Raw genomic sequence first — 18,553 nt, 5'->3', positions numbered from 1 at the left:
TTTATTCAAGTGCACTTTTATATACTCTAAGACAACGTTCTCTAGCAAATTTATGATCAACTATTGGATCTGGATAATTCAATTCATCACATTCAGGAACCCATTTTTTTATATATAATAATTTTTTATCGAACTTTTTAACCTGTTCATAAGGATTGAAAATTCTAAAATAAGGAGCAGCATCCACTCCACAACCGGCTACCCATTGCCAATTTCCAATATTACTAGATTGCTCATAATCTAATAATTTTGATGCAAAATAAGCTTCTCCTAATCTCCAATCAATTAATAAATGTTTACAAAGAAAGCTCCCAACTATCATCCGAACTCGATTATGCATAAACCCAGTACTATTTAATTCTCTCATTCCAGCGTCAACAATAGGATATCCTGTATTACCAGAACACCAATTTTTAAAATCATTTTCATTATTTAACCATTCAATTCTATCATATTTTGGTTTGAAACTTGTTTCAACTGTGTTTGGGAAGTGCCATAAAATTTGCATAAAAAATTCTCTCCATATTAATTCTTTTAAGAAAGTTTCATCTTCTTCCTTATTTGCTTGTTTAACAAGCTTTCTAACACTTAACAAACCAAACCTTAAGTAGACTCCTAGTTTAGATGTATTGTCTAATGCAGGAAAATTTCTAGTTGATTCATACTCTCTAATAATAGTTGAGTTGTATTTATAATTAGGTATTTTAACTTTTGAAGTTAAAAATTCTAGTTCTGTAAAAGATAAAAATGGTAATAAATGATTTGAAGTAAGATTTTTTAAAAGTTTCTCAGATGGATAATCAACATGTTCTTGTGAATTATAATTTTTTATCCATAATCTTGAAAAAGGTGTATAAACTTTGTATGGGGTTTCGTCAGATTTTACAACTTCATTCTTTTCAAAAATCACATGGTCTTTGTAAGTTTCAAATTCAATATTATTTAGTTTTAAAAAAGAAATAATCTCCTCATCTCTTTTTCTTGCATAAGGTTCATAATCATGATTGAAAACGACTTTATCTATAGGGTGTTTTTTAACTAAGTTTTTAATAATGCTTAAGGGATCTCCCTTAAAACTTGCAATATTTGTCTCATATTTTTCTAGTACTTCATTTATAGCTTCTAGCGCATCATGAATAATTTTAATTCTTGCATCATCTTTCGGAAGTTTACTTATAATATTTGTGTCAAAAATAAAAATAGGAATAACCTCTTTGCTTCCGTTAAGAGCATTATAAAGCCCTACGTTATCAATTAATCTTAAATCTCTTCTAAACCAAAAAAGGGTGTGTTTATTCATAAATATTTTATTTAGATTAAAATAAAAAAGTTTTATCTATTTGAAGGTAAAGCTAAATAATAAAATGAAAATTTATAAAAAAATCAAGCTCGATCAAGAGAATTATCAATGATGAATTGACGAAATTTTTTATAACCAGAAATTTTTTTGGTTGATACAATTTTAGTAGAATCTGAGCTGTTTTCTTTAATCCATTTAATTGATGAAGGACCAAATGTCTTTGATAAATTCTTACTACTCCAATTAACCATCTCTATAATTACGGGATAACAATTGGCTGCTTTATCAGTTAAGTAGTACCACTTAACTTTTTTGTTTAATGGATTGATTTTATAATCTATTAAGCCATCATTCATTAGTGATTTTAATCTATTAGTTAAGATATTAGAGGCAATCCTTTCGGGGCTCGTTAAAAAATCATTGAATGTCTTTTTCTCAAGAAACATATCTCTTATTATTATAAGTGACCATTTGTCACCAAAGTGATCAAGAAAGTTAGCTAAGGCACAGTGGCTTCTATACATTTAGTTTGTAATCTATTTAATTAGATAGTTAATTTATAAAAAGGTTTAATTTTCTTTTAAATATTTTTGAATTTTATTTTTTGCATGATGATAACTTGCTTTTAATGCACCTACAGATGTTCCTGAAATTTTAATAAATGTAATTAAAAAATGAAATGATAAATGTCTGTAGGTCAATTTTTTAAGATTATTTTATCAATATATACGAATTCTAAATAACGCTAATTAAAATAAGAATCAGATTTATAGTTTTTATTTTTTTTATTCGCGTATAAACAATAACTAAAACCTTTGTTTATAGAATAAGAACCAATTTCTCCAATTTTATTTATTGCTATATAGGCAACTTGAAAATCAGGTTTACCCTTCTCTTTATTTATTATTCTTTGAATGGCAATTTCACAAGCTTTTTGAGGAGTATAATTTTGTCTCATTAATTCAACAATCAAAAAACTTCCAACAGTTCTAACTACTTCCTCTCCCATTCCAGTAGCAACAGCTCCACCTATGGTGTTGTCAATAAACAAACCGGATCCTATAATTGGTGAGTCTCCAACCCTACCCTTCATTTTATAAGCTAAACCACTGGTTGAACAAGCTCCAGAAAAGTCACCTTTATTATCCATGCATAAAATACCTATAGTGTCATGATTTTCAATATTTATGATGGGTTTGTAATTAGATTTATCAAGCCATTTTTTCCATTGTTTTTTACTTGAAGGTGTTAGTAAGTTTTCAGCTTTATAACCTTGAGAAATAGCAAATTCTTCAGCGCCCTCTCCGACTAACATGACATGAGGAGTTTTTTCCATTACATCTTTAGCCAATGCAGCTACACTTCTAACATTTTTAACAGCAGCAACAGATCCACAATCTCCAAGATGATTCATTACGCAAGCATCTAAACTAACATTCCCTTCACTATCTGGAGCACCACCATACCCTACTGTTGTATTACTTGAATTTGACTCCTCTACAGAAGCACCTTTTATTGCTCCATCTAGGGCTGAAGCCCCATTTTCTAATTCTGAACCTGCAATAGTATTTGCATTACTAAAATTCCATGTACAAACACTAATTGGGGCTTTTAGATTAGAATTATTTATTAAAAATGAATTATTTTTTGTTTCAAATAAATCTGGAGAGATTAATCCGACTAAACTTAATTTTGATGTATTTTTTAAAAATTTTCTACGTTTCATTTATTTAACAATTAACATATTAAATATAGTATTTAAATAATATTAGTTGACCTAATGACAAATGTTAAGGAAAAATCATATTGAAAAAAATTCCACAAAAAGTAAAAAGACCTCATCGATGAGGTCTTTTTAGCTTTACTTTTTATTTGATCAGTTTGCTTTAAAAATAAGCTCCATATTAGCTGTATCAAATGCTTTTCTTGAAGCCATGCCTGCTTTAGACAATTGATTAGACCTAAAATCTGAAGGGAAATCTATAGTTGCTCCCTCAACTCTACGGTTAAATATAATATGAGTTAAGTTTTGGTATGCATTTTCAGTTCTATCAATAATTCGATTGAACTCCCAGTTCATGTGTTTTCCTGCAAGAATATTTTTTTCCCAAATTGGTCTATAGTATTCCATTTCAAACTGCTCATAATCATCATTAAGTTGCTGAGCTGGAAAAACAGTATAAACATTCCCAACAACATGAGCATTTGGTTTAGTATAGTATATATTCTCCATTACATAACTTCTAGTATCTTTTCTTGGATTATCTTCTGCAGCTATGGATGCAATCATTCTCTCAACTTTCCTGGAAGACATTTTTCCTTTATATGCTTTTTTAGCAATTTCTAAATAACCATCCCAGGTATCAGCTTTCATTTGATCTAGATCCTTATAGATACTTAAAATCATGTAATCAACCACTCCTTTGTCTTCAATTTCAGTCAAATCTCCTCCACCAACATTTTTTAAAATGAACCATCCTGACTTTTTTCCGCTATTAATAGCAGCTTGTTGAATAGGAACCATAAAAGCCTCCACAGCTTCATAATCCATTTCCCTACCATCTTTAACTTGGATAATATCCATATTCAAAATTTGGGCATTTGAAAATAATGGTATAATAAATAATACTAATAATATATTTTTCATAATTTTAATTTAATTGTTTTTTGCAAGTTATAAAAAATAAGATTGTAGGTTATAAAACCTAATTAATCAAAACCCTGAATTCCCTGGACTGTAGTATATTTCAAAACCACCTTTTTATTTGGATTTATTTTTTTGTAGGCAGATTGAACAGCTAGGGTAGCTTCGTGAAATCCACATAAAATCAACTTAAGTTTTCCTGGATAAGTGTTAACATCTCCAATTGCATATACACCAGATATATTTGTTTGATAATCCATTGTATGGTCAACCTTAATAGCATTTTTTTCAATATCAAGATTCCAATTTGATATCGGACCTAATTTAGGTGAAAGACCAAATAGTGGTAACCAACAATCTAAAGAAAGTTCAGTTATTTTTTTTTCATTGTCTTTAATCAAAATAGATTCTAAAGAATTTTCACCTTTTAATGAAATAACTTCTGAATTTGCATACAAATCAATCTTACCAATTTTCTTAAGATGATGGATTTTATCAACGGAGTCTTTATGTCCTCTAAAAAATTCACTTCTATGAATTAAACCTACTGACATTTTTGAGATTTCTGCAAAATAAATTGCCCAATCTAATGCAGAATCTCCTCCTCCTGATATAAATATTTTTTTTTCTTGAAAAAAGGCTGGTTCTTTAACGAAATAATAAACTCCTTTATTCTCATATTTTTCAAGATCATCTATTTTAGGTTTTCTTGGTTCAAAACTACCTAAACCTCCTGCAATAAAAATAATTGGGGCTCTATGTTTTTTCCCTTCACTTGAAGTAACAATGAAACTTCCATCTTCTTGTCTAGAAATTGATTCAGCTCTTTCACCAAGTGTGAATCCAGGTTTAAATGGTTTAGCTTGTTCCATTAGGTTATCTACTAATTCTCCAGCTAAAACAGAAGGAAATCCAGGGATATCGTATATAGGTTTTTTGGGATATATTTCAGACAACTGACCTCCAGGAAAGGGAATGGCATCAATTAGATGGCACTTAAGCTTCATTAAACCAGCTTCAAAAACTGCAAAAAGACCAACAGGTCCTGCACCTATAATTATGATATCAGTTTTAATCATCTATGTTTGATATAAAATATTTTTGCAAATATAATTCTATTAACTTCTAAAGCTCAAAAGTTTGTCCAATTTTTGCAATATTATAACCTTCTCGTATAACTCTTAACGCTATGTCGCTATTTGGATCAAGCATAGGATTAGTATGATTCATGTGAATGAAGAAAATTTTATTCTTGTCCTTTTTTGAAAGTGATTTTAAAGTTTTCATAGTTTCAATTACAAATGGATGCGGAATACTCTCAACTGGCCTGTAATTAATTTCGGAATTGTCATAAAAAGTTGCGTCTATGAATAAAAAATCTGTACTCTTAACTATTTTTTTTAATGAAGTTGGCCAACTACTCCATTTATCAATGTCTGGAAGAAAAAAAGCTGTTTTTTGAGAACCATAAATGTAATAACCAACTGTTTCAGAAAACTCATCTCTATGTGGAACAAGGACAGGTTTAACACTTATATCATCTGAAATATTATAAGATTGATCATTATTCAAGTTAATTAACTCTATGTTTGATTGTGATACTAATTGAGACCAAGGGCCATTCTTGATTAAGAAATTTGACATTCGACTCATTGCATATACCGGAGTATTTTTAGCTCCTAATGCTTCTTTTCCTAAATACATTAAACCTGAATAATGGCCAATATGGGCATGTGTTAAAAATACTCCATTAAAAGAAGATTTATATTTAGTATTCATATAATTTAATTGATCTGAAAAATCAGGAGATGCTTCAAATAAATAAAAACCCTCATTGTCTGGTAATGATAATCCGAGAGATGTTACTTTTAAATCAGAGGATGAATTATTACAGCATTTTTTCTCACATCCGATATGAGGCAAACCACCATCTTGGACAGTACCTAAAACTGTGATAATACTAGTTTTTTGTGATATTAATAATTCAGAAATCAAAAGGAATACAAGTAATGTTTTTTTCATTTACATATTTGATTAATTATTCTACTTAAATTATCCATTATAATTTGATCAGAAACTTTTATATTTTTAATAAAGTTAGATTGAGTATTTATTTTTCTTAACTGATTTAGTTGATTTTCATCAATAAATAATGATGAGACTCCCTGAAATGAGATAAATGAGTTGTTCAGTTTATCATAATTATCAATTGAGTTTCCCTTGCAATTTGCAAATAAATCAATTTCTAATATTTTAATTCTAGGTTTAAAGAGAGCGACTTGTATTATTTTTTTTTCAAGTCTATCATAATCATAACCTGATTTATTATATAAAAATTTTTGTGTCTTTGATTGGCCGTTATTTAATCTTCCAACTTGGTCATTTGATGTTGTTGAAACTCTACTTGGAGATGATGAAATGTAATGTTTAAAGTAAGCTTTTTCATTACTGATTTTAAGCCATTTAGGGTTGTTAAGCTTTAGTAAATATTTAGCTATGTTTTTTTCATTTCTTGATTGAGAAAAAGTCTCTTGTGAAAAACAAAATTTAAACAAGAAAAAAATTAAAATAAAATTAGAAAACTTATAATACATCCTAACTAATATAAATGAATTATTTAAAATTTTAATTATCAATTTTTATATTATTTTTAAAACATGAATACAGAAATAAAACTTTCTCAAAAACTTGATCAAAATGATCAATTAAAAGATTTTAAAAAAGAATTTATTAATAATAATAATGAAATTTATCTTGATGGAAATTCATTAGGCAAACTTCCAATATTATCAAAAATAAAAATAAAAAACGTAGTAGAAAATGATTGGGGAAATAGCTTAATCAGAGGTTGGAATGATTCCTGGCTGGAAATGGTAGACAGGGTGTCATGTAAGCTAGAAAAACTTTTTAATGCCTCTAAAAATGAAATAATTATTGGAGAATCTACTTCAGTTTATTTATATCAAGTTTTATCTTCTTTATTAAATTCTAATAAATACAAACATCACTTTATTTCTGATAATTTAAACTTCCCCTCTGATTTATATATTATAAATGGAATTTGCAAGGAAAAAAAAGGACCTACTTCGGTTATAATTGATTATGAATCTGATATTGAAGCTAATCTTGAAATGTTAAAAAACTCAATAAAAAACAAACCCGGAATCATATGTTTAAGCCTTGTTTCATATAAAAGTTCTTGGATTTACCCAATGAAAGAGCTAAATAACTGGGCGTTAAGTCATAATAGCATAATAGTTTGGGATCTAAGTCATGCGGCTGGAGTAGTTCACATAGATTTAAAAAAAACAAATACTCATGTTGCTGTTGGATGCACATATAAATTTTTGAATGGTGGACCTGGATCTCCTGCTTACCTTTATATCAAAACAGATCTTTTAAAATCATTACAAAATCCGATTAATGGGTGGTTTGGGCATTCAAATCCATTTTCTTTTTCAGAAGATTTTGATCAAGATAAAGGGATTAAAAGATTTTCAAATGGAACGCCTAGTATACTTTCAATAACTCCAATCGAAATAGGTGTTGATCTGGTTTTAAAAGCAGGGATTAAATCTATTGAAGCTAAAAGCAAAAAGCAATCTGAATATTTAAAAAATTTGATTATCAAGTTTTTAATACCATTAGGTTTTAAACTTGAAAGTCCAGTCAATTGCTTAAATAGAGGTTCCCATATTTCAATTTCTCATTCTGAATCTTGGAGAATATGCAAATCTCTCCAGACAGGAACAATTAAAATTATTCCAGATTATCGACCACCTAAGTACATAAGATTAGGAATTTCTCCATTATACACATCATTTGAAGATCTAACAAAAACAGTTTTTAAACTTGCTGAAATAATTAAAAATAAAGAATATTTAAAATATTCAAAGGAAAGACCAAGAGTTACCTAAATCATTGTACTAAATTAATTATATTCACATTAAATTAAAGAGTAGATTAATGCTTGACGATTTAAAATATTTATTTGCTTATACAATTCCATTATCAGCACTTGTTGCAATTTTCTCAAATGGAATATTAACCTTTACAACCCCTATATATGCTTTTATTTTTATTCCGATTTTGGAATTAATAATGAAAGATTTTGATGCTCCATATGATGAAAGTCAAAAGAAGAAAAAATTATCAAATTATATTTTTGATGTTTTACTTTACCTAAACATTCCTTTTGTGTTTTTTTTATTGTTTTGTGGTTTATATAATTTAACAAATACATCATTAATGTTTTATGAAAAGATTGGTATTATATCATCTTTAGGAATCTTACTAGCTACTAATGCTATTAATGTTGCTCACGAATTAGGCCATCGTAAATCTAAAACTGAAACAACACTTTCCAAATTACTTCTCCTTCCTTGTCTTTATATGCATTTCTACTTAGAACATAATTTTGGACATCATAAAAATGTTGCCACACCTGATGATCCTGCTACTTCAAAGTTTAACCAAAGTGTATATAATTTTTGGATTACATCTGTCTTTAATCAATATATCAGTGCCTGGAGAATTCAAAAAAACATTTTAAAAAGAAAAGGAAAAAAATTTATTTCCTATCAAAATGAAATGTTATGGTACATAATAATTCAGTTAACTTATTTAAGCGTAATCTTTCTCCTTTTTGATTTCTACGGATTATTGTTTGCTATTATCCTAGGGATTCAAGCGTTTTTATTTTTAGAAACTATTAATTATATAGAACATTATGGCTTGTTAAGAAAAAAGCTATCCTCAGGCAGGTATGAAACAGTTCAAACACATCATTCATGGAATTCAAATCATTTAATTGGAAGAATAGTTCTGTATGAGCTTACAAGACATAGTGATCATCATTTTAAATCTTCAAAAAAATATCAAATTTTAGAAAACAAAAAGAATAGTCCACAACTTCCCTTTGGATATCCTACTTCTATTTTACTTGCATTAGTTCCTCCACTGTGGTTCAAAATAATTAACCCAAGACTGAAGGTCGTTTAAATAATAATATGTCTAAACTTTATAGAGTTTCAATAGTAGCTGCATTAGCTGGTTTTCTATTTGGTTTTGATACTGTTGTCATTTCAGGAGCTGATCAAGAATTACAAAAACTATGGAATACTTCAGACTTATTTCATGGATCAATAGTAATGTCAATGGCTCTATGGGGAACTGTTATTGGAGCATTGTTCGCAAGTTATCCTTGTGATAAATGGGGAAGGAAAAAAACACTTATTTTAATTGGTGTTTTATATTTAATTTCATCAATTGGATCAGGAATTTCAACAAATCCTTTTATGTTTTCATTCTTTAGATTTATTGGTGGCATTGGTGTTGGAGCTTCAACAATAGCTGGTCCAACTTATATTTCCGAGATTGCTCCACCATCAAAAAGAGGCAGGCTTGTGGCTCTTTATCAATTTAATATCGTGTTTGGAATATTAATAGCATATGTTTCAAATTATAGTTTGCAAAGTTTTGGCAATGAACCATGGAGATGGATGGTGGGAATTGAATCTATTCCTGCCTTAATTTATCTTTTAGGAATAATGAACATTCCATATAGTCCAAGATGGTTGTTAATGTCAAATAAAAATCCTTCATTGGCAAATGAAATCTTTAAAGAACTCAATGGTAGAAAACTTAATGATTCAGAACTTAATAATATTATAAGTTCTGTAAACGTAAACGACAGATTGTTTTCGTTAAAATACATTAAGCCTCTTATTCTTGCTTTTTTAATATCGTTTTTCAACCAACTATCAGGTATAAACGCCTTTTTATATTATGCTCCAAGGATATTTGAGGTAGCAGGGCTTAAATCAGATTCAGCTTTTTTAAGCAGTATTGGCATTGGAATAATTAATCTTATCTTCACTTTACTTGGAATGTATATGATCGATAGAACAGGTCGAAGAACACTTCTTAAAATCGGTTCAATTGGATATATATTTTCTCTGACAATGATAGGTGTCTCTTTTTTGTTAAGCTGGAAAGGAATTTATATACCTCTATTTTTATTTATTTTTATAGCCTCACATGCAGTAGGTCAAGGAGCAGTAATATGGGTATTCATATCTGAAATTTTTCCCAATCACCTTCGTGCTAAAGGACAGTCATTTGGATGTTCTGTTCATTGGATTTTAGCTTCACTTATTACTTTGTTTATGCCTTCGTTACTTTCAGAATTAAGTAATCCTGGTTATATCTTTATATGCTTTGCAGCGTTTATGATTTTCCAATATTTATTTGTAATATTTTTAATGCCAGAAACAAATAATATCACTCTGGAAAAATTAAGTGTAAAAATATTAAAAACTTAAAGCTTATTAATCATATTTAATCCTCCATATTTTTAAACTTTTTTGGTTTTAAACTATATTTACTCAAAACATTTATCTAATGAAAGTAAAGACCCAAAAAACGATTGCAGATGTTGGGAGAATTTTGGAAAATCATATCAATGACAGTGTTAATAAAAAAACAAGTACTTTAAATCAAAGAGTTCCAGAATTAATTGCAAAAAAATTAAAACTTAAAGAACGACTTAAACTAGGGTTCAAGTCTTCTGAAGATATTTTAGATTTTGTGACAAACTATCTTGACAACACTAACCACCTTAATCACCCTCATTACATGGGGCATCAAGTTCCTGTCCCTCATGATTTAGCAGGGATACCTGAATTAATTCATGGAACAATAAATAATCCAAGTTCTTTATATGAGATGGGGCCTGCAGGAAGCACTTGTGAAGGATTTATGATTAATTGGATGTTAGATAAACTAGGTTGGTTAGAAGATAGAGATTATTATGATTTTAAATTTGAAATGGGGCATCCAAGTGGAGTATTAACCCATGGAGGGTCGGTAGCAAACCTAACTGCTTTAACTGCTGCAAGATCATCTATTAGTCCAGACTCCTGGAACTATGGTAATCCATCAGATTTAGTAGTTATGGGTTCAGCATCAGCTCATTATTCAATATTAAGATCATTATCAATTCTTGGGTTAGGTAAAAAGTCATTTGTACCCATTCCTGTAGATGAGAATGAAATCATTGATGTAAGTAAGCTTGAACCTATATACAAAAAACTGATTGCTCAAGGAAAAAAAGTAATGTGTCTAATTGCTAATGCTTGTGCTACTTCAACTGGTTTATTTGACCCCATAGATCTAATGGGTGATTTTTGTGAAAAAAATAATATTTGGTTTCATGTTGATGGAGCACATGGAGCAGCTGCATTAGTCAGTAATAAAAACAAAAAACTAGTTAAAGGAATTGAAAAAGCGACATCTCTAATATGGGATGCACATAAAATGATGAGAGTGCCGGCTCTTTGTACAGCCGTTATTTTTAAAGACTTTAAATATCAAGCAGGAGCTTTTCAACAAAAAGGCTCCTATGTTTTTCACAACAATGAAGTAGTTGGAATGGATTCAATGGCTTATACAATTGAATGTACAAAGTCTGCACTCGGCACTAAATTATTTTGGGCATTTGCAATAGAAGGAGAAAAAGCTATCGAGTGTTTTATTGATTACACTTTTGATTTATGCAACAACTTTTATGATATTTTAATAAAAGATTCTGATTTTGAGGTTCCGTATAGACCCCAAAGTAATATTTTATGTTTTAAATATATTAAATTCTCCAAAGAAGATGAATTTCAATTGAAACTCAGATATCAGATAATAAATAATAAATATTTCTATATAACATCTTGTGAAATGAATGGAATTAGATATTTAAGGGTTGTTTTATTAAACCCATCTACTAATGTTGGTCATTTAAAAGAATTAATTATAGAAATTAAAAAAATAGCTAATATATTGGCTAATAAATAAGAAAATTTAAACTTTAATTATGTACTTATTTTTTTTCGAACTTTTTAAAACTCAAGGTCTAAATAATTCATTATCAAACTTCCTGAGCTTCACATGTGTTGTTTTTATAATTGCATCTACAACACTCTTACTTTCATTTCTATCCAGAAATATCATCAAAAGACTATTTAGTCAAATCGCTAATAGAACCAGTTCAGATTTTGATGATTCTCTCATTAAAAATAAAATTCCATCTCTTTTGGGATATCTCCCTCCTTTATTTTTTTTAATAGTTCAATTACCTCAAGTATTATATAACTTTCCAAAGTTATCCATTTTCAGTTCTAATGTGTTAGAAGCAATCACTGCATTTCTTGGTATTCTAATAATACGAGGGTTTTTAAAATCTGTTACAGATCAACTAAGAAAATATACTGTCTTGAAAGATAAACCCCTGGAAAGCTACCTTCAAGTTTTTATGATTTTTATTTGGTTCATTGGTGGAATTATAATTTTATCCTTACTTACAGGGAAGGAAGTTGGTGTTTTTCTAACTACACTTGGAGCTCTATCGGCAGTCATTCTTCTTATTTTTAAAGATACTTTATTAGGTTTTGTTGCTAGTATTCAGATCACAATAAATGATACTGTTAGAATAGGTGATTGGATCACAATGAATAACTCAAATGGAGATGGAGATGTAATATCCATAAGTCTTTCTACAGTAAAAATTCAAAATTTTGATAATACAATTACCACAATTCCTACATACAAGCTTATATCAGATTCTTTTACTAACTGGAGAGGGATGAGTGATTCTGATGGAAGAAGAATAAAAAGAGCAATTCTTGTTAAAGCCAGTTCCATTAAGTTTTTGAATGATCAAGAAATTGAACCTTTAAAAAAAATAGAACTGATAAGTTCCTTCATAAGTAATAGAGAAAAAGAAATTAAAACACATAACAATTCATTGAAAACAAATAAAGTTGAATTAATTAACGGCAGAAATCTTACGAATATTGGATTATTCAGAGCTTATATAAAAGAATATTTAGACCAGCACTCCAAAGTAAATAAAAACATGACTATTATGTGTAGACAACTAGCCCCAACTCCAACAGGGATTCCTTTGGAAATTTATGCTTTTATAACTGATAAAGATTGGTCTATTTACGAGAGTATTGTTTCTGATATTTTTGACCACCTATTATCTGCTCTTCCAAACTTTAAATTAGAGAATTTCGAATATAGTTCAAAAAATTAATTTTATGATTCGTAGAATATTTTTAATACTGACTTTATTTAGTTTTATATTTTCATATAGTCAAAAAAAGAATAAAAAATCAACCATTGACAGTATTACTGTCGAAATGAAAAAGTCTAATGGACTTATAAATACTTATTTAAAAAATAATAAATTATATTTTGAAATTAATGAAAAAGTTTTAGATAAAGAGTTGCTAATGGTAACTAGATTTTCCCAGTTTCCAGGTGACTATTCGTCATACATAAATGCTGGTTCCAAAACTGCAGAAAATGTAATTTCTTTCAAATTAAAAGATAATAAAATAGTTCTTAAAAAATTGGCATATACAAATGAAGCCACCGACCAAGACCCTATCCAGATAAGCGTAATCAAAAATAATTTTCCTCCAATTCTTGCTGTCTTTGAGATTGAAAATAAAGAAAAAGATAGATTCTTAATTGATGTGTCAAGTTATTTTATGAATGATTCGCCTGGGTTCAATTTAATCAGAAAGTCAGATAAAGAAAGGTTTAAAATTGGAAGTGTAGATAAAAAAAGAAGTTTTATTGATAAAGCAAATAGCTTTCCTAATAATACTGAAATCAAAAACACATTAACATATTCTGCAAATAATCTCCCTAGATCAAACAGTTCGAAAACATTAAGTTTTCAGATAAATCATTCTATTATTCTACTACCTGAAACTTTAATGAAAATAAGATTGTTAGATAAAAGAATTGGCTGGTTTAGTTTAAAGAAAGTTGATTATTCCTCAGACAAACTGAAGTCTGATGAATTCAATATAATCAGAAGATGGAGATTAGAGCCTAAAAATATTGAAGCCTATAACAAAGGTGAATTAACTGAACCCATAAAACCAATAGTGTATTACTTGGATCCTGCAACTCCAATTAAATGGAGGCCCTATTTTAAGAAAGGTATTGAAGATTGGAATATTGCTTTTGAAAAAGCTGGTTTTAAAAATGCAATAGTAGCAAAGGACCCTCCTACTAAAGAAGAAAATTCTAATTTCAGCCCAGAAGACATTAGGTACTCAACTGTAAGGTATGTTGCATCCAAAACTAGAAATGCTACTGGTCCAAGTGTATCAGACCCTAGAACAGGGGAGATTTTAGAAAGTGATATAATTTGGTATCATAATCATTTAAGATCATATAGAAATAGATATTTATTAGAAACTGGTGCCGCTAATCCTAAAGCAAGAACACTGGACACTCCAGAAAAAGAAATTGGAGAAATGATGAGGAGAGTTATTTCACACGAAGTTGGACATGCACTTGGGTTGCCTCATAACATGAAAGCTAGTTCTGCGTATCCTGTTGATTCTTTAAGATCAGGAAATTTTACTCAAAAAATGGGTATTGCTGCAACTATCATGGATTATGCGAGATATAATTATGTTGCCCAACCAGGTGATGAAAACATAAGATTCGTTAGGAAGCTAGGACCTTACGATGAATATTCAATAGAATGGGGATATAGATATTTTTCAGATAAAAATGAAAATGAAATAGCAAAAGAACTTAATAAATGGGTTGGTGTTAAAAATTTAAATCCTATATATATGTTTGGATCATATGGTAATGATCCAAATTCTCAAACCGAAAACATTGGAGATGATCCTGTAGAAGCAAGTAATTACGGATTAATGAATCTTAAAATTGTCTCTCAAAATCTTGAGAAATGGACAATTAAAGAAGGTATGAGCTTTGAGGATTTAAATGAGCTTTATGGAGAACTTATAAGCGTATATAGAAGATATATATATCATGTTTCGTCTATAATTGGTGGAGTTAATAAAACTTTAATGAACAAAGGTCAAAGCGCAATACCTTATAAAAATGTTTCTAAGGATCAACAATTACGAGCAATAAGTTTTTTATATAAGAATCTTTGGTCTTCACCAATTTGGTTATATGATAAAAAAGTGATTTCGAAAATAAAAAATGACGGTGCTTTAACTCTAATAAGTAATCTTCAAAAATCAGTATTCAATAGGATTTTGAGTGTTAAAAAATTAAATACTATGATTTCAACTGAAAATACTCTTGAAGGAAATGGATTATCAGTATTTGAGCTAATTGAACGTTTAACAAATAATTTAACCGCGGATTTGGTAAAACCTGACATTCTTCAAAGAGAGCTTCAAAAAAACCTTATAAATCATTTTAAACTATTGATTGAGGACGAGAAATTATCAAATGAGGTGAAAGGTTTGATTCAAAATAAAAATAAATATTTATTAAAATATTTTAGATCTAAAAAAAGATCAAACTCACAAACTCTCAAGATACATTATCAATATTGCTATAATTTATTAAAATGAGTAAAATTCAAATATTTGTTACTGGAGGTACATTTGATAAAACATACAATTATATAAATGGTAAATTATTTTTTGAAAAAACTCATGTGCCACAAATGCTTAAAAGAGCCAAATGCAGACTTAATTTAGAAATAGATCAATTGATGCTTATTGATAGTCTTGAAATGGACGATTCTCATCTTAAGTTAGTTGAAGAGGCATGCTTGAAATGTAAATCAAAATTCATTGTAATTACCCACGGAACAGATACAATGACAAATACTGCTAAATATCTAATTAAGGCAAATATTCCAGAAAAAGTAATTGTAATTACTGGAGCAATGGTTCCTTATGCTTTCGGAAGTTCGTCTGATGGATTCTTCAACTTAGGTAGTGCTCTCTCTGTAGTTCAGAATCTGAGTAAAGGAGTATACATTAATATGCATGGGCAAACATTTTACGGGAATGAAGTTGAAAAAGATATAAAAAATGGAGTTTTTAAATCTATTACCTAAAATTATGTCAACTGACTAAAGACTATGAAAGTTAAAGAAAATGATAAACTAATTCCAAAATGGGATACAGAGTTATACAATGATAATTATACTTATGTCTATAATTATGGAAAATCTCTTGTAGAGTTACTTAATCCAAAAAAAATGAGAGAATTTTAGATTTAGGTTGTGGCTCGGGACAGTTAACATTTATAATCAATGAAATTTCAAAAAAAACTATTGGAATTGACAAATCCGTTGAAATGATTGCTGATGCAAAGCTAAGATATGGAAAGGTTAAATTCCAAGTTTGTAATGCGGAAAATTTTAGATTTAAAAATAAATTTGATTCTATTTTTTCAAACGCAACTCTTCATTGGATTAAAAATTATAAAAGTGTTATAAAGTGCATGTATAAAAATTTAAAATTTAATGGAAAAATAGTTCTTGAGTTTGGAGGAAAAAATAATGTAAAGACAATAGTTGATCAGTTAAGAAGCTCTCTAAAAAAACGAGGCTACTTAAACCAATCTAAATTAGAATTATGGTATTTCCCATCTGCTGAAGAATACTCAAAAGAATTAGAATTGGTAGGGTTTAAAGTTGTCCTAGCGGAAAGTTTTAATCGTAAAACAGAGCTTACTAATCAAAAGGATGGTATAAAGGACTGGATTTCAATGTTTGCCAAAAGTTTTTTTAAAGATGTTGATTTAACACACATAGAAGAAATTAAAACTGAGGTACAAGAAAGCATAAAAGAAAAATGTTTTACCAATGGAAAATGGTATGCTGATTACAAAAGAATTCGTTTTATAGCAATTAAAAATATTTATTAATTGTTATTAAGTGGTATTTAAAAGATTTCAGCTAACATACACCTTGCACTTCCACCTCCTGTTTTTTCAATAGTCTCTAGATTAGAATGGACTATTTTAGCGTAAGTTTCAAATTTATTAATCTGGTCATTAGATAAAGATTTAAATGCTGAAGTACTCATGACCAAAATAGGTTGAATACTGTTTTTTACAAGCAACATATTTCCTGCAAACTGTTCAATTTGATTTTCAGTTAGTGATATAACTTCCTTATTATCATTTTTTAATTCATTATAAACCATATTTCTTTCTGCGACATCATCTATTGAATCAAACCCAACAGCTGCAAATTTATTTCCAATACTCATCATTACGTTTGTATGATAAATCTTTAATCTCTTATTGTCAACAGTCTGATATGAGGAGAATATGATAGGCTTGTAACCCATTTTTTTGGAGAAATCTAGTATTACAGAGTCATCTGTTCTATCAGACAACGAGGCATAAAGTTTTTTATTAACCCTGTCTAAAACCATGCTTCCAGTACCCTCTAAATACATGTTTAAATTCTCATAATTTGACAAATCAAAAATAATCTTAGTATTTACACCTGATTCTTTTAGAGAATCAAAAACATGACTAGATCTTTCATCTCTTCTGTTTTTGGCAAACATTGGATAGAGAATCACTTTATGTTTATCATGAAAAGAAATCCAGTTATTAGGAAATAATGAATCAGGTGTCTCAGGATTCTGATTATCCTGATGAATGGTAACCTTTATGCCATTTTTAATTAAAATCTTAACTAATTCATCAAATTCCCTAAGAGCTAATTTGTTTAATGTATTAAAATCCAAGCCACTATCATATTGATAGTGGTTGTTTAATGCTGTTTGTTCATTCTTTTTAAAAAGGTAAGGACGAACCATTAAAACATGATTAGTTAATCTATTCATTTTTTCTAATTAATGGTAAAGTAACACATCTAAATAATCCCTCTTGCTTAGCTATTTCTCTAAAAGAAACTTCTTCTACTTTAAAGCTTTTTTTAATAAGCCATTTATTAAGCCTTGTAAAACTTGAATCAGACACTACTGTATTCTTGTTAATTGAAAAGACATTACTCATCATGTCAAACATTTCTTTAGAATTAATAAAGAAACAATTTTCAATACCAAAATCATCTATGAGAGCCAATAACTGATTTTTATTTGAAAATCCTCCCTTATGAATTATAGCAGATTTTTTACCAATAGGCTGAAAACAACAATCTAGGTGTAAAACATTTTTTTTTGGATCTGTATTAGATTTATTTAATTCTAACAAAACAACTTCCTTTTTTGAAAAATAATTCTGTAAAAACTTCAAGCCTTCTAAATTTGTTCTTGCAGTTATGTATTTAGGATAATCACTTCTTATATAAGCACCAACATAAATTTTGTCTTTGTGAAGAACAACATCTCCTCCTTCGATATGTGCATCTTTTGGAAAAGTAATAATTAATTCTGGATCTAATGAGTTTAGTATGTTTTTTAGCGCATCAATTTCTCTAGATCTGATTGGTAAAATATTTGATTTAAAAAATTTATTTTCAATAACAAAACCAATGTCTCTAGAGTATATTTGATTATAATTTTTTATTAAATCTGGTCTATGAACCTTTATTCCATAAAAAGTTAATTTAGAGATAAAGCAATCTAATTCAATAATCATATCAGCCTCTAAAGGATAAGTCCCAGATAATATATGACTTCTTGATTTAGGGTCATAAACATCTTTTAATTCAGGAATACCACCGTTACTGTTTGCTATTCCAACTACTAAAGATTCTAGAGATGAAGTCTCGTCTACAACATTTAATACCATCATTTAGATTTTGAGCTAATTTAAAAAAATACAATCAA

At 28.8% G+C, this 18,553-nt stretch carries 18 protein-coding genes; 9 read left to right on the top strand and 9 right to left on the bottom strand.

The features are described 5' to 3' along the window. Position 1: 1 nt before the first annotated feature. The 7 genes from AC34EU_RS00725 to AC34EU_RS00695 form a co-directional block, all read right to left on the bottom strand. A complete protein-coding gene (locus tag AC34EU_RS00725) occupies positions 2 to 1,300 on the bottom strand; it encodes a cryptochrome/photolyase family protein (protein ID WP_487533018.1) in 1,299 nt (432 codons plus the stop codon). Positions 1,301 to 1,383: 83 nt separating this feature from the next. Then, on the bottom strand, positions 1,384 to 1,824 hold the full coding sequence (locus AC34EU_RS00720; RefSeq protein ID WP_489695991.1) for a winged helix-turn-helix transcriptional regulator: 441 nt from the start codon (positions 1,822 to 1,824) through the stop codon (positions 1,384 to 1,386). A gap of 221 nt (positions 1,825 to 2,045) precedes the next feature. Beyond that, positions 2,046 to 3,026, bottom strand: coding sequence for a glycosylasparaginase (locus AC34EU_RS00715; protein WP_487533015.1), 981 nt, complete (start codon positions 3,024 to 3,026; stop codon positions 2,046 to 2,048). A 150-nt stretch (positions 3,027 to 3,176) separates the two neighbouring features. Next, positions 3,177 to 3,947 carry a hypothetical protein gene (locus AC34EU_RS00710; protein WP_489695990.1) on the bottom strand — a complete coding sequence of 257 codons (771 nt, stop codon included), beginning with the start codon at positions 3,945 to 3,947 and terminating at the stop codon, positions 3,177 to 3,179. Between the two features lie 62 nt (positions 3,948 to 4,009). Beyond that, positions 4,010 to 5,023: an NAD(P)/FAD-dependent oxidoreductase gene (locus AC34EU_RS00705; RefSeq protein ID WP_487533012.1), complete on the bottom strand. Its 1,014-nt coding sequence runs from the start codon at positions 5,021 to 5,023 to the stop codon at positions 4,010 to 4,012. 46 nt (positions 5,024 to 5,069) lie between these two features. Then, the gene (locus AC34EU_RS00700; RefSeq protein ID WP_489695989.1) at positions 5,070 to 5,966 is read right to left on the bottom strand and encodes an MBL fold metallo-hydrolase; all 897 of its coding nucleotides are present in this window, start codon (positions 5,964 to 5,966) and stop codon (positions 5,070 to 5,072) included. After that, positions 5,963 to 6,580, bottom strand: a complete 618-nt coding sequence (locus AC34EU_RS00695) for a hypothetical protein (RefSeq protein ID WP_487533008.1) — start codon at positions 6,578 to 6,580, stop codon at positions 5,963 to 5,965. The genes AC34EU_RS00700 and AC34EU_RS00695 overlap by 4 nt, the downstream gene beginning before the upstream one ends. A gap of 21 nt (positions 6,581 to 6,601) precedes the next feature. On the opposite strand from AC34EU_RS00695, the gene AC34EU_RS00690 reads away from it, so the two are divergent. The 9 genes from AC34EU_RS00690 to AC34EU_RS00650 all read left to right on the top strand — a co-directional run bounded on the left by AC34EU_RS00690 (position 6,602) and on the right by AC34EU_RS00650 (position 16,670). Continuing rightward, positions 6,602 to 7,861: an aminotransferase class V-fold PLP-dependent enzyme gene (locus AC34EU_RS00690; protein WP_489695988.1), complete on the top strand. Its 1,260-nt coding sequence runs from the start codon at positions 6,602 to 6,604 to the stop codon at positions 7,859 to 7,861. A 49-nt stretch (positions 7,862 to 7,910) separates the two neighbouring features. Beyond that, positions 7,911 to 8,945: an alkane 1-monooxygenase gene (locus tag AC34EU_RS00685; protein WP_487533006.1), complete on the top strand. Its 1,035-nt coding sequence runs from the start codon at positions 7,911 to 7,913 to the stop codon at positions 8,943 to 8,945. Between the two features lie 8 nt (positions 8,946 to 8,953). Beyond that, positions 8,954 to 10,267, top strand: a complete 1,314-nt coding sequence (locus AC34EU_RS00680; protein WP_487533004.1) for a sugar porter family MFS transporter — start codon at positions 8,954 to 8,956, stop codon at positions 10,265 to 10,267. Positions 10,268 to 10,346: 79 nt separating this feature from the next. Further along, a complete protein-coding gene (locus tag AC34EU_RS00675; protein WP_487533003.1) occupies positions 10,347 to 11,789 on the top strand; it encodes a pyridoxal phosphate-dependent decarboxylase family protein in 1,443 nt (480 codons plus the stop codon). A gap of 19 nt (positions 11,790 to 11,808) precedes the next feature. Further along, complete coding sequence (locus tag AC34EU_RS00670; protein ID WP_489695987.1) at positions 11,809 to 13,032, top strand: mechanosensitive ion channel family protein; 1,224 nt, start codon at positions 11,809 to 11,811, stop codon at positions 13,030 to 13,032. A 4-nt stretch (positions 13,033 to 13,036) separates the two neighbouring features. Beyond that, positions 13,037 to 15,361, top strand: coding sequence for a zinc-dependent metalloprotease (locus tag AC34EU_RS00665; RefSeq protein WP_487533000.1), 2,325 nt, complete (start codon positions 13,037 to 13,039; stop codon positions 15,359 to 15,361). Beyond that, positions 15,358 to 15,855, top strand: coding sequence for an asparaginase domain-containing protein (locus AC34EU_RS00660; protein ID WP_487532998.1), 498 nt, complete (start codon positions 15,358 to 15,360; stop codon positions 15,853 to 15,855). Before AC34EU_RS00665 ends, AC34EU_RS00660 begins: the two co-directional genes overlap by 4 nt. A 24-nt stretch (positions 15,856 to 15,879) precedes the next feature. After that, positions 15,880 to 16,014: a hypothetical protein gene (locus AC34EU_RS00655; RefSeq protein WP_487532996.1), complete on the top strand. Its 135-nt coding sequence runs from the start codon at positions 15,880 to 15,882 to the stop codon at positions 16,012 to 16,014. Beyond that, positions 16,008 to 16,670 carry a class I SAM-dependent methyltransferase gene (locus tag AC34EU_RS00650; protein WP_487533051.1) on the top strand — a complete coding sequence of 221 codons (663 nt, stop codon included), beginning with the start codon at positions 16,008 to 16,010 and terminating at the stop codon, positions 16,668 to 16,670. Before AC34EU_RS00655 ends, AC34EU_RS00650 begins: the two co-directional genes overlap by 7 nt. Before the next feature lie 17 nt (positions 16,671 to 16,687). Here the strand turns inward: AC34EU_RS00650 and ctlX are convergent, their stop codons facing one another. Both ctlX and AC34EU_RS00640 read right to left on the bottom strand, forming a co-directional pair. Continuing rightward, entirely contained in the window at positions 16,688 to 17,605 is a 918-nt protein-coding gene (gene ctlX / locus AC34EU_RS00645; protein WP_487532995.1) for a citrulline utilization hydrolase CtlX, read from the bottom strand. Further along, positions 17,598 to 18,518 (bottom strand): dimethylarginine dimethylaminohydrolase family protein, encoded by a 921-nt coding sequence (locus AC34EU_RS00640; RefSeq protein ID WP_487532993.1) that lies wholly within the window; start codon positions 18,516 to 18,518, stop codon positions 17,598 to 17,600. Before AC34EU_RS00640 ends, ctlX begins: the two co-directional genes overlap by 8 nt. Positions 18,519 to 18,553: the final 35 nt, after the last annotated feature.

Source organism: Candidatus Marivariicella framensis (genome assembly GCF_982709265.1).
The sequence above is the reverse complement of the archived record's forward strand: the minus strand, read 5'-3'. Positions and strand labels throughout refer to the sequence as shown.